This is a genomic window from Candidatus Vogelbacteria bacterium (assembly GCA_021414225.1).
Lineage (GTDB): Bacteria > Patescibacteriota > Minisyncoccia > Phycocordibacterales > XYD1-FULL-46-19 > JAIOOX01.
The window spans coordinates 338,202-351,156 of the sequence record JAIOOX010000002.1 but is presented as its reverse complement, the minus strand read 5'-3'; the positions used below and the strand labels follow the sequence as shown (position 1 = coordinate 351,156).

The 12,955-nt window shown below is 40.9% G+C and carries 13 protein-coding genes; 8 read left to right on the top strand and 5 right to left on the bottom strand.

Annotation, left to right across the window (positions count from 1 at the left end):
• Positions 1-35 precede the first annotated feature (35 nt).
• Positions 36-491: an MOSC domain-containing protein gene (locus K8Q91_02550; protein ID MCE9628856.1), complete on the top strand. Its 456-nt coding sequence runs from the start codon at positions 36-38 to the stop codon at positions 489-491.
• Between the two features lie 100 nt (positions 492-591).
• Positions 592-912, top strand: a complete 321-nt coding sequence (locus K8Q91_02545) for a hypothetical protein (GenBank protein ID MCE9628855.1) — start codon at positions 592-594, stop codon at positions 910-912.
• 76 nt (positions 913-988) lie between these two features.
• Here the strand turns inward: K8Q91_02545 and K8Q91_02540 are convergent, their stop codons facing one another.
• Positions 989-1,597, bottom strand: a complete 609-nt coding sequence (locus K8Q91_02540) for a class I SAM-dependent methyltransferase (protein MCE9628854.1) — start codon at positions 1,595-1,597, stop codon at positions 989-991.
• Between the two features lie 253 nt (positions 1,598-1,850).
• Entirely contained in the window at positions 1,851-2,756 is a 906-nt protein-coding gene (locus K8Q91_02535; GenBank protein ID MCE9628853.1) for a hypothetical protein, read from the bottom strand.
• A 320-nt stretch (positions 2,757-3,076) separates the two neighbouring features.
• On the opposite strand from K8Q91_02535, the gene K8Q91_02530 reads away from it, so the two are divergent.
• On the top strand, positions 3,077-4,057 hold the full coding sequence (locus tag K8Q91_02530) for an FAD-binding protein (GenBank protein ID MCE9628852.1): 981 nt from the start codon (positions 3,077-3,079) through the stop codon (positions 4,055-4,057).
• Positions 4,058-4,168: 111 nt separating this feature from the next.
• Positions 4,169-4,597 carry a VOC family protein gene (locus tag K8Q91_02525; GenBank protein ID MCE9628851.1) on the top strand — a complete coding sequence of 143 codons (429 nt, stop codon included), beginning with the start codon at positions 4,169-4,171 and terminating at the stop codon, positions 4,595-4,597.
• A gap of 59 nt (positions 4,598-4,656) precedes the next feature.
• Here K8Q91_02525 and K8Q91_02520 read toward each other — a convergent pair whose 3' ends face one another.
• The gene (locus K8Q91_02520; protein MCE9628850.1) at positions 4,657-5,370 is read right to left on the bottom strand and encodes a hypothetical protein; all 714 of its coding nucleotides are present in this window, start codon (positions 5,368-5,370) and stop codon (positions 4,657-4,659) included.
• Positions 5,371-5,372: 2 nt separating this feature from the next.
• Positions 5,373-5,951, bottom strand: coding sequence for a DUF2585 family protein (locus tag K8Q91_02515; protein ID MCE9628849.1), 579 nt, complete (start codon positions 5,949-5,951; stop codon positions 5,373-5,375).
• Positions 5,952-6,154: 203 nt separating this feature from the next.
• Here K8Q91_02515 and K8Q91_02510 point away from each other — a divergent pair, with 203 nt between their 5' ends.
• Entirely contained in the window at positions 6,155-6,517 is a 363-nt protein-coding gene (locus tag K8Q91_02510) for a DoxX family protein (GenBank protein MCE9628848.1), read from the top strand.
• 68 nt (positions 6,518-6,585) lie between these two features.
• The gene (locus K8Q91_02505) at positions 6,586-7,464 is read left to right on the top strand and encodes a M15 family metallopeptidase (GenBank protein MCE9628847.1); all 879 of its coding nucleotides are present in this window, start codon (positions 6,586-6,588) and stop codon (positions 7,462-7,464) included.
• 551 nt (positions 7,465-8,015) lie between these two features.
• On the opposite strand, the gene K8Q91_02500 is transcribed toward K8Q91_02505, so the two are convergent.
• A complete protein-coding gene (locus tag K8Q91_02500; GenBank protein ID MCE9628846.1) occupies positions 8,016-9,665 on the bottom strand; it encodes an STAS domain-containing protein in 1,650 nt (549 codons plus the stop codon).
• Positions 9,666-9,783: 118 nt separating this feature from the next.
• Between K8Q91_02500 and eno the strand changes: the two genes are divergently transcribed.
• On the top strand, positions 9,784-11,061 hold the full coding sequence (eno, locus tag K8Q91_02495) for a phosphopyruvate hydratase (GenBank protein ID MCE9628845.1): 1,278 nt from the start codon (positions 9,784-9,786) through the stop codon (positions 11,059-11,061).
• A 77-nt stretch (positions 11,062-11,138) separates the two neighbouring features.
• Positions 11,139-12,671 carry a 2,3-bisphosphoglycerate-independent phosphoglycerate mutase gene (gpmI, locus tag K8Q91_02490; protein ID MCE9628844.1) on the top strand — a complete coding sequence of 511 codons (1,533 nt, stop codon included), beginning with the start codon at positions 11,139-11,141 and terminating at the stop codon, positions 12,669-12,671.
• Positions 12,672-12,955 lie beyond the last annotated feature (284 nt).

Genomic DNA, 12,955 nt, shown 5'->3' with positions numbered 1-12,955 from the left:
CCTTAGTCCTACGAAAGGGGTAAATCATGCCAAATGTGAGAGCAATATATGTTGCCTCTGATAAAGGGCAACCAATGGTATCTGTGCAAGCAGTTAATGCCATTACGGGTCGCGGGTTGGAGGGCGATCGGTACAAAGACGGAAGGGGAGCTTTCTCAAAACACAGAGTAGGCGAAACCTTTCGTGATGTTTCTCTGATAGCTGTCGAGGCAATTGCAGAAGCAAACAAGGAAGTCGAGATTCCTTTTTCTCCAGAAGATACCCGTCGCAATATTCTAACCGAAAGGGTTGATCTAAACACTCTGGTCGGCCAAGAGTTCTCGGTCGGAGATGTCAGGATGCTCGGAGTAGAACTCTGCACTCCGTGCAATCGACCTTCAGCTTTGGCGAAGAAGCCTGGATTCGAAACTGCTTTCCAGGGCAGAGGGGGTCTTCGGGCCCGCATTCTGACCGATGGTGTAATCATCGTCGGAGATGTTATCAGTTTCTAAGTTTGAGGTATGTCCGTCCACGAAAGTCTCCCGACTCGTTGGGCGGCTTTTGTTTTTATAAGTAACTAAATTTTAACTATTTTGTGCTAGAATTATTTATATGAAAGAAAACTATGAACAGGGAAGTCTAGAATCCATTCCAAACCAAGATGAAATATCAGCTGTTTTTGGAAGACATATAGAGGGAGAGTATAAAACTACTCGTTGTCTTGAAGATGAACAAGGTATTTATCTGTGGGAAGTTGAAGTACCTGGGGCATCAGATGGAGAAGTAACAGAATATAGGTATACCAGAAAAGGTCAGTACCAAGAAGCTTCCAGTTTGGTTACAACCATCCAGGTAGCTTATTATGAAAATGGCGACTGTGTTGGAGGAACTTCCGTAGTCAATTTTTTAGATGGACAATGGGTAGAGTGTTAAATTTAGACAAGTTAATTCATTTTTAACCCTCATTCAATCCAAAGTTCTAAACCTATCCAACCAGGGGAGCAATACTTTACTTTGCTTTACAAAGAGCAATAAAATTAAATCTGTGATAATCTTCGGGATTTTCTTTTCTTTCTTCCATATCAAATATATCCGTATATATCTGACCAAACATTTTTTCTATAACAAAACTTTTTGACAATATATCCCTAAAACTCTCTAAAGAAAATTCTACGGTGTGGTATGGACTTCCATGTGGTTTTCGAGGGGTAGAAATGATTAAGTACCCATCTTTATTTATAAGTTTAGAAGCGCTACTTAAAAATTTAGTTTGGTCTTTTATATGTTCAATTCCTTCAAAACTAACAATTAGATTAAATTTTTTACTGTCTGGAAAATGAATTTCTAGATTTTGCATATCAGCCACAAAAAAATCTATTTTATCATTGTGAAAAAACTCTTTAGCGTGTTGAATTGCTCCAGGATGAATATCTATTCCCGTAACCATTTTTGCTTTAGTGGATAATAAATTTGAACCGTAACCACTTCCGCATGGAGTATCTAATATAATGTCTTCATTTTTTATAAATTTTAGCGCAAATTGATAGCGGGCTAAATGAGAAGGTTCCGCTTCTAAAGTTTTAGTTGGAGCTTGTCGTTCTTTGTCCGAAGTTATCATTAATAGTAGATATTAATTCAAATTAGGTAAATGTAAAGATATATTATTTAGATTTTTTTAATTACTGACCACTCCACTGTTCTAAACCTATCCAACCAGGGGAGTGAGTAGAAAAAATCACCCAAGTTTTTGGTGATTTTTTTGTATTAGAGGCTTAGTTATAATTTTTATTATTGATCTATATTTAAAAAATTCAACCCCGCCACTTCTGAATGAAGCGGCGGGGTAAGGTGTGTTATAGCGATTTTGACTGTTACTTGTACAGCCAGCTACCGGTTCCGGTAGAGACCAAGGCCTGTGTCTGGTTCAGGCTCAAGAACGTGTTCTCGGGCCGGATGTCGACAAAGTGCTGATAGGTGTCTGGCAGATCTGACCTCTTTACCGCCAACTGAAAACTGACCGTTGTGCCTGTCGGCAGATTAGTGAAGTCAATGTTCGTAGCCGGCTGGCCCGAACAATCAAGCACCCCTTCGCCGTCGAAACTCACGACGTTGGCCTCGTAAATCCCGGTCAGCAGTGGTTGGTAATTGAATACCCCCACATCCGTGAAGCACTTGTCACCAACCTCAATAATGACTTTGAGGCCGATTACCACTTCGCCATCTTGAAGTGGGGAAGCCAGTAACTGGCCAAGGCTCAACCCGTTTAGGCTGAAGGCTACCGCGAGCCAGGGACCGTTGTTGGGGTAGGCGATCAACTGTAAGTCGGCCACCCCAGTGACCTTAACGAAGAAATACTCACCACTGGTTGACCGGTAGAAGTACGCTCCAGTGTTTACCGGAGTACAATTGGTAAGTGTCAGACTCGGGGTTTGGCTAGAAATCCAGTAGCCAAAACCCAAGGCTGCGTACCAGTTGTAGGGCTGTACCGTAGCACCCACCGTTGTTGGGTTGAGGGTGACCGAGCCGCCGTACGGCACCGTGATCGAATTATAGCCTTGGTCGCATTCGCCAGGAGCAAAACCGTCTTCGGTGCCGACCTTGGTGTGGTAGGCACTCCCTTGGCTGTTGTAGATCTGGATGACCCGTAACACTTCTGGCAAGTTGATCCGGCGGTCGCCGTTGGTGTCGGCCGAGTGACTTCCGCCAAACAAGCAATCGTCGGCTGGAGCCACTCCCGATAGACAGATAAGACACATAACAAAGAGCTTGCGGAACATGGGAACGTCCTTTCTTGGGCTTAGCCCGGTGTGACCTATTGCTAGGTCGGTTTTTATTCCTGATTAACTATATCATATTTAGTCTTAGTTGTAAAGGGTAAGTGTAACCGACCTTGTTAAATAGGATTGACTTTTTTATTTCAATTATTTACACTCAAAATATGAATTATACATACAAGAAAAATACTTTTTGGTGGACTGCTTGGCGTAATAGGCGGTTATTTTCTAATGTGTAAGTAAAAACTTATCTCTGACATTAATAAAAAAACTGCCTGTGGGCAGTTTTTTTATTAAAAATTAAAATCATTAATTAAAATAATATGGAAAAAATTAAAACAACAGATATTGTTATTGTGGGTGCTGGGTTTTCTGGTCTTTATTTGGCTCACCATCTTATTGTGGGTGGTAAACATGATTTTCTAATTGTTGCCCCTGATATGAAAACGGTTAGTGATAAATCCTACTTTAATATCAGGTCACGAGGAGTAAAACAGACGTCATTAAAAGAATCGATGAGTTTGGCTAGTTACGGCAAAAGTAACAAGCAATTAGTTAGTATATTTGTAAACAATATTGATGACGAACTTACTTATTTGAGTCACCTAACAAAAATGGAACCTTCTTATCTGGGTGCAAAGGTTAGCAACCCCAAGTTACTGCTTAATAAAATAAAAAAAGAGTCTGATTTCAGTCGAATTTATGCCGAGGTTATTTCCGTTAAAAAAAGTCGTAAGTATGTAGAAGTTGTGACATCTCAGGGTGTTATTCATTGCCAGAAAATTGTTTTTTGTTTTGGTGGGCTAAGAGCAAGATTATCAGATAAATTTGTTGATGAAAGAGTGCAAAACAATATGTTTGAGATTGTTAGGGCGGCTGGGTGTACTGTTATGTATCAAGATTTAGTAATGAGGCACCCGTTTTACTCTAAAGGGGTATGCATCCCTAGTGATAATTTGTATAGTTTTGATTTTATTGATGAGAAAAATAAAAGACTTAAACTAACGCACGACTTAGTGAGGGCTCATAACGCTCACCATCGGTTCGACGATATTTGTAAAGAATATCAAAAAACAGCCAAGAGGTATGCCGTAAATGGAAAACAGAGAATAGAACTTGATATTGAACCCCATTTTGTTCTAGGGGGTATCCGTATAAATAAACGAGGAGAAACGAAAGTAAAAAATATGTACGCCCTCGGTGAATGTGCTTATGGTATGCATGGAAAGGGCCGTTTAGGAGGAGGTTCAATAGGAGAAATACTGGTTATGTCTAGGGTTATCGCAAAACAAATTATAGGATAAGTTCTTCAACTTCTCTTTTAACCCTCATCCAATCCAAAGTTCTGAACCTATCCAACCAGGGGTAAATAGAAACCACTTTATTAAATGAAAGTAATTTGATAGCCTTAAAGTATGACAACAATAAATCCTTGGATTAACTTCAATGGCAACGCCGAAGAAGCTTTTACCTTTTACAAATCAGTCTTTGGTGGAGAATTTACCAAAATTGTTCGTTTCAAAGATTTGGCGAGTGCTGAGTTCCCTGTACCGGAAAACGAGGAAAATAAAATTATGTATATTGCCTTACCTATCAGTACGGGCAATGTGTTGGTTGGAAATGACGTTCCAGATTTTATGGGGAAAGTAAATGAACGGGAAAACCGAAGTAAAATTGTTATAAGTGCAGAAAGTAAAGAAGAAGCGGGGAGATTATTCGACGGTCTATCTATTGGAGGAGAAATAGAAGGACCTATGGGAGATAGTCCTTGGGGATCATATGCGGGTATGTTCAGAGATAAATATGGTATTGAGTGGCTAATTGAATTTTCTCCTAGTGAATAGGATTCTCTTTCGAGTATTATTCCAAGCTAAAGATTTTTATTAGACTAATCTGTTCAAAATTAATTGCCGTAACCAGGTGGAGGTAAGAGATGAAGGGTGGTAGCCAGAATAAGGTAAAAAGAAAAGTGGATTACATAGTTATAAACAAATCCACCCCTGACTCGTATTAATAAGTAAGGGAAAAATAATCCAGAAACTATAGAACCTAGGGTCATAAATATGGCGTAGGGAGTGGGGGAGCTGTTGAGAATAAATAAAATAATATGAGCGCCACCAAAAATGAGAATATAACCCACTGCTACTTTTTTAAGACACTCGAACCGGAAATGAAAAGCCAGTATTAGAGCGGTGATGAGTACTTGTTGAAGTAAGATGTCGGTTGCTTTAGGAAGAAAGTACCAAGGTGTAGCAAATAAAATATCTGTATAGGGAGGAAATCTAAAACCTTGTAAGACGGGCAAAAAAGAAAATCCGTATAAAAGAACTGAAATGGTGGCGCTAAAACCGAGACTTAATAGTATGTATAGCCAGATGTGATAGTCGGGTTCGACCCAACTACTAAATAAATCCCAAAAAAGAAAGATACTAATCACGGCGAAGATGAGGAAGTATAAGGCTATTATTATGGGGGTGGAGTTGTAGCTCAACTGATAACCAAAGAGAGGCAGAAGCCAGTAATAACCAATATTAGCGCCGGACCAGAGGATGGTTATTTGACCAAGGACTTTATAGAGTGGCCAATTAGGAAGGCTGGTGATTTTGTCTTGGGTCATATTTATTCAATACGACCTTGCCAGTTTTCTATAAACTCAAAGTGATGGATAAAGTTAATAATATTAAGAGTGAGACCGTCTCGAATAAAGTAGCCAGTAAAAATTTCCATAATTAGAGCCAGAGTAACAGTGACTCGGACAGGTAATCGCCAAGCTAAAACAAAGCCAGTTATCATGGCTAAGGTGTCACTGACTGAGTTAATAATACTGTCGCCCATATAACCTTGAGCCAATGCTTGCTCACGATACAGATTGATTACCCATGGGGTGTTCTCTAGTATTTCCCAGCCAATTTCCAAGCCGATGGCCAGCAGTAGTCTTTGTGGCGCGGCCATCCGAGGAAACAAAATCCAAAAGAACAGGTAAAAAATAAAACCGTGAATAATATGAGAAAAGGTATACCAGTCGGTTATTTGCTGAGAGTTGCCGATAGAGTAGACTGCTCCTTCCCACAACTTCAAACCACATGAGCACAGAAAAGGTTGACCTAGGATAATTAGAGTTATGATTTGGACGCCAATAAATAGCACAGCCAAAGCAATATAGATGGATAAAGGGGTTTGAATAAGTCTCCTAAGCATGTATTACTAGTCATGGTAGCACCCTTTGTTTAATATAGAGAATAGCTCTGGGAGTTGATGTATTCTGAATGGGGTCGTTTTTAAGTTAAGAGACGAGATGCTTTTATTGGTATTCCTAATAAATCTAAGGTGATAGAATGGGATTGTTGGTTTTTATCATTAACAAAAAAAATAACATAGTATTAAGTAGCTAATTTAAAATTATGAAAAAAGATAAAATAATTTTTTGGGTGACGACGGGGGCGATATTTTTGTTTGAAGGGGTGATGACAGCCCTGACCTCACAAAGTGAGATGGCAGTTCAAGGGATTACCCATCTTGGTTATCCGGTTTATTTTGGAACAATGTTGGCGGTCTTTAAAGTTCTAGGGTCTTTGGCTTTAATCATTCCCCAAATACCAAAACGGGTGAAAGAGTGGGCTTATGCTGGTTTTGCTTTTGATTTTATTGCTGCTTTTGTTAGTCTCGCGGTGGTGGATGGATTTACTGGAATAACCTTCTTCCCATTGGGAGTCTTGGCGGTTTTAGCAGTATCGTACATTTATTATCACAAACTGAACGACTAATTGTTCCTAAGTTTAATGATTAGACTGGGGGAGTTTGTCTAATAGTTTTTTGTGCTACAATCATGTCCATGAAAGATATTCTAGATGAATTGAAAACGGGCAGTTTCTGGTTCACTTTGATCTCAATGATAGTGGTCGGAGGAGTTTTTGCTTATGGGTCTTATCAATATCTTTTGTTGGATAAACAAAACGTTCTCCAGAGACAAGTGATCAATCGATTAGAGTTATCTTTGGCAACCACCACTGACAGTAACTATAAATTAGGAGAAGCTTTACGGACAGCTCAAGTGACGGTCGAAGATTTTGGTAAAAAGGTTAGTGATATTAGTAGTACGGTTGGTACCCTGGAAAAACTAAGCCAAACAGATAAGCAGTTACTAGAAAAGTATTCAAAAGTTTATTTCTTGAATGAACACTATGTTCCAGCTAATTTGGTTGATATAGATGAAGATTATCTATTAAATAAAAAAACTCCACTTCAAATTCAAACTCAAGTAGCTTCATATTTGAATCGTTTACTAGAGTCAGCTGAAGATGATGGTGTAAAACTACAAATTGTTTCTGCTTATCGATCTTTTGCCACCCAGGCTTCTTTGAAGTCTCAATATAAAATAATTTATGGAGCGGGGACAGCTAACCAGTTTTCGGCCGACCAGGGTTACTCGGAGCATCAACTAGGAACGACGGTTGATTTTACGACAATCAAAACTGGTCCTGGTTTGGTTGGTTTTGAAAAAGATTCAGCTTATATCTGGTTGGTTGAAAACGCTCACAAGTATGGTTTTGTTCTGTCTTATCCTAAAGGTAATACTTATTATAAATACGAACCATGGCACTGGCGGTTTGTGGGAGTTGATTTGGCGAGGATGTTGTATTCGGAAAAGAAAAATTTCTATGATTTAGATCAGCGAGAGATTGATAAATACTTGATTAGCTTGTTCGATTAAAATTATTTTGGAGTAAAAAATAAAGCCAGGGCGCGGACACTGTGGTCCGGCTCCTGGCTATAAGGGTCGAGAGGGTCTGTGGGGGTTCTAGACACCCACCGTTTCTGCCTCTTCTGCCGCTCCTGGCATTTGCAGTGGGGTTTTCCTGGTATGGATCCTCTCCCTGCAGTCCGGGCAGGCATAGACGGGGTACAAGATCCGGCTGATCCGCTCTGCAGCATCAAGTACTCGCCAGACCTCGTCTGCCACCTCTACCTTGCTACACGTGAAGCATTTCTTGTGCAGAGTGTGATCGGGTTTGGGCCAGGGCTCGCCAAGGGACTCGGCGTGTGATTGGGCCACTTCACCGCATTCTCGGCAAAGCTGAGGCACATCCGGATGATTTCCAGCTTCTGAGTATGTCCGGTTACAGCCGGGACATTTTGTCTCAAAGATACCCATGTAAAACTCTCTCCCTGTTTTTCCTGGGTGATTCCAGGAAGTTAATATTGTAGAACAAATCCCACCCCCTCGGCAAGAGGGGGTGGGATTTAAGTTTTTATTTGTAGTTGTTATTGAATTTTAACTCCGAATTGTTTTAAGGCTTGTTCAGTTTTTTCGAACACTAGGCCAGCCTGAGTTAAGCGAGAGAAATGTTCAGAACCTTCAGCTAATAACTTGGCTACAAAATTGTTGGCGCCGGTGATAGCTACTTGTTTACCTTTTTGCTCGATTAACTCTATTAAGTCATCAATAGCGTCCACGCCATCGATGTCGATAAAATTTAATTCTCGGAGACGAAGAATGACAGCTTGATAACCATTTAAACCATTTTGGAAACGTGATAAGTGGGCTTGGCTATTGATATAAGCTAGCTGACCTTTGATAGAGTAAACCAAAACATGATTGGTCTCACCCAAGCTTTCTTCTTTGGTTAATTGTTCACCAGAGACCGAAGAAACTAGACCATCGGCCGGGGTATTAACTTTCAGATCAAATTGTCCTCGAGACAACTTTTCAACTAATAATAAGAGGGAGATGGTGGTTCCGAATAATAGACCAAAAGTTGGATCTTTGTAAACAGTAATAGCGGCTACTGCCATAGCGATCCAGAAACCTCTACGATCGTGACGGTAAAAACGAACAAAGTGCTCACTTTCCACCATTCGAATAGCGGAGAAGATTAGCATGGCTCCGATCACGGCCATTGGTAGGAACTTGAAGTAAGGGAACAAGATCAAGGAAATCAGACCAACAAAAATAGCATTTAAACCTTGAGAAGTTTTATGATTGGCGCCAGCTTTAATGTTGATAGCCGTTCTGACTAAAACACCAGTTGCTGGTAGTCCACCAGTGACACCAGAAGCGATGTTGGCCAAACCAAGGCCCACCATTTCCTTACGGTCGTTGTAAGTGGTCTTGGTCATACCATCGGCGATTTTGGCTGAGAGCATAGTTTCTAAAATAGCTACAAAAGCGACAGCGCCAGCACTAATCAAGATGGTGGAATTGAATGATAAGTCTGGAAGGGAGATTAAAGTGGCTTTAATATCGCCGAACTTACTACCAATAGTTTCAAGAGGAATATCGATTATTCCAATCGTAGTTAAATAGCCAAATAAAATACCTAAAGGGGCCACAGTCAAAGCCCCAGGAATTTTCGGGGTTAGTTTTAGAAGTAAGAAGAGGGCAATAAAAAACAAAGCAAAAACGCCGTAGGTGGGCAGAGATGACTGACCAAGATGAGTTAATGTTTCCCAGACGTTTTTAATAAATTCTTCATGTTTAGGTAAACCAGATAAACCAAAAGCAAAGTTTAGTTGGTTGAGGGCAATAATAATACCAACCCCTAAAGTGAAGCCGTGGATAGTACTACCAGGTACAAAAGCGATAAAACGCTCTAGTCTAAAAGCGTAGGCGATTAAAATCATAACTCCAGCGGCGATGGCCACTAACGGTAAAGTGGTGTAGCCATGGACTAGAGCATAAGCGGCTAAAATACCAGACAGGGCACCAGCTGGACCAACAATATTAAAATTACTGCCACCAAAAAAAGAGGCAATGAGTCCCGCCCAAACAGCGGTGATAATACCCATGATCGGAGTAGCTCCAGAGGCGATGGCTAAGGAGATAGATAGGGGGATTGAGACTAGAGCGACAGTCAAACCAGATTTCCAATTGCTTTGAAAACGACGGAGAAAAACAGACATAGTTGTTGACATAAAGTTAGTTTAGTTGGTTAAGTGAGCATTCCAGATTGTACTCCTGTTTACTTTTTTGGTAAAGTGAAGGGCGTCACATATTTAATCAAAAAATTATCAAAATAAAAAATACAAACCTATGCCTACCATCACTAAAATTAAAGCCCGTGAAATATTAGACTCTCGTGGTAACCCGACCGTTGAAGTTGATTTAACTTTAGCTGATGGTTCTTTTGGCCGAGCCGCGGTACCGTCTGGAGCCTCAACCGGGAGTCATGAGGCGGTGGAGTTGCGAGATGCTGGAACTCGTTATGGTGGTAAGGGGGTAGAGCAAGCAGTAGGTAATGTTAATAATGAATTAGCTACTAATCTGGTTGGTAAAGAATTTGATCAAAAAAGTTTAGACGACGCCATGATCGCTCTAGATGGTACGGCGAACAAAGGACGTCTAGGTGCTAATGCTATTTTAGGTATTTCATTAGCTTTTTCTCATGCCAAAGCTAAAAGTGAAGGGAAACCCCTCTATCAATATTTTGCTGATATTGCTGGTAATACTGACATCAAGTTACCGGTCCCAATGATGAATATTTTAAACGGTGGCAAACACGCCGAGAATTCAACTGATTTACAAGAGTTTATGATTATGCCGTTGGGAGCCCCGTCATTTAAAGAAGCGCTACGCTATGGGGCGGAAGTTTTTCATGCTTTGAAGAAAATTTTGATTGCTAAAAAATTAAATACTTCAGTCGGCGATGAAGGTGGTTATGCACCAAGTTTGCCTAGTAACGAAGCGGCGATTGAAATTATTTTGGAGGCGATCATGAAAGCGGGTTATACCCCTGGTCACGACATTTCGTTGGCGATCGATGGAGCCGCGTCAGAACTTTATGAAGATGGAAAATATAATTTGAAAACTGAAGGTCGAATTTTGACTTCAGAAGAGATGGTGGATTGGTATGCTGGCTGGGTAGCTAAGTATCCAATTGTTTCAATCGAAGATGGTTTACATGAAGATGATTGGGAAGGTTATAAACTTAAGACAGCTAAATTGGGTGATAAATTACAGATTGTCGGCGATGACTTGTTTGTGACCAATATCGAACGTTTGAAAAAGGGAATAGATGAAAAAGCTGGTAATTCAATTTTGATTAAACTAAACCAGATTGGGACCGTGTCTGAAACCATTGATGCGATCAATATGGCGAAAGCGGCCGGCTTTACCGCGGTCGTATCTCACCGCTCTGGTGAGACTGAAGACACAACTATCTCTGATTTTGTGGTGGGCTTGGGTACTGGCCAGATCAAGACTGGGTCACTGTGCCGTAGTGAACGAACAGCTAAGTACAACCAACTGCTTAGAATTGAGGAAGAGTTGGGTGGCAAGGCCGTGTTCCCAGGGAAAGGAGCTCTTAACTAATTAAATTTGAAACCACAGAAAACCCCTCCAGTGAGGGGTTTTCTTATCTCTGGTGTCTGTAGTACAATATTTGAATTATGGAATCACTAAATACTAAAAAACCAGTAGTCTTGATCGTCCTTGATGGTTGGGGTTACAGAGAGGAATTAAAAGATAACGCGATTGCCGAAGCCAAGACGCCTAATTTTGACGCTTATTGGGATAAATACCCACACACCTTGTTGTGTGCGTCTGGTGAAGCAGTGGGACTACCTGAGGGGCAAATGGGTAACTCCGAAGTGGGTCACATGACGATCGGCGCTGGGGCGGTGATGGATACTGACTTGGTTAAGATTAAAAAAGCGATTCAGTCTGGCGAGTTTGGTAAAAATCCAGCTTTCCGGGCCCTTTTTGATCACGTCAAAAAAAATAACTCCGTTTTACATATTCAAGGCTTGGTGTCTGACGGGGGAGTGCATAGTCACAAAGACCACTTGATTGCTTTTCTGCAAGCCGCCAAAGAAGCAGGGGTCCAAAATGTAGCGATCCATGTTTTTACTGATGGACGAGATACAGCTCCGCAATCAGCGGCTAAATATTTAAAAGAACTTGAGGAGGTGATTGCTTATACGGGGGTCGGTTTTATTGCCACTTTGTCTGGTCGGTTGTACGCCATGGACCGTGATAACAATTGGGACCGAGTCGAGAAGGCAACAGATGCTATTTTTGAGTGTAAAGGTAATATTTGTCATTTGAAACAACCGTCAATTTATTTGGAAGAGCTCTATAGTCAGGGTTTGGTGGATGAAAAGTTGGAGCCGATTGTTTTTACCGACGAGAAAGGAGAAATGCATAAACTGAAAGAAAATGACGGTGTTTTCTTTTTCAACTTCCGACCTGATCGGGCTCGGATGATTTCTCATAAAATTGCGGAAAAAGCACTCCAAGCTAATATTTTGTTTGTGACTATGACGGAGTATGAACCAACCCTTGTTTGTCAGGTGGCTTTCAGGCAATCTAACATTGAAACAACAATGGCCGAGCAAATTTCGAAAGCGGGTTTGACTCAAGCTCATATTGCTGAAACCGAAAAATTCCCCCACGCGACTTACTTTTTAAACGGCGGTAAAAATGATCCCTATCAAGGCGAGGAAGATATTATGTTACCTAGTCGCAAAGATGTTTTAACTCACGACTTGGCACCCAAAATGCAAGCGGAGGGGATTGCTAATAAAGCGATTGAACAAATAAATAAAGGAACGGATTTTATTTTCATCAACATTGCTAATCCGGATATGGTGGGTCATACCGCTAACGTGCCAGCGATTGTGGAAGCGGTGGAGGAAACAGACAAACAGTTGGGGCGAATTATTGAGGCTTTAGATCAAAAAGGTGGGGTAGCTTTTATCACCGCTGATCACGGTAACGCGGAAGTAAATATTGATGAACAAACCGGTGAACGCCACACTTCCCATACCTGTAATCCAGTGCCAGTAATTATAACTGACACTAATATTAAATTTATCTTGGCGGAAAATGAAGGGTCGCTCGCGGATATTGCTCCGACTATTTTAAGACTACTCAACATTACTCAACCAGTTCAAATGACTGGTCGGGTTTTAGTTCAATAATTTAAAAACAACAAACCCGCCTCGTGACAGACTAAGCGAGTTAGTTTTCAGTGGGCGGGAATTAATCTTTGAAGCCAATGTTTATTTTTTCGTTGCGACATTCTTGGGCAATGTGCAGTTTGGCTAACTGTAAATCGCTCGAGTAGATAATGACTTCTTGGTGAGAGGTATTGTCCCTGATAGACAATAACACCCCCCCCATTTTTGTCGGTGATCTTGACCCGCCTTTGGCCGTTGACTGAACGTAGGCCAGCCTTCAGAAAACCGGGGGATATTTTGGTTAC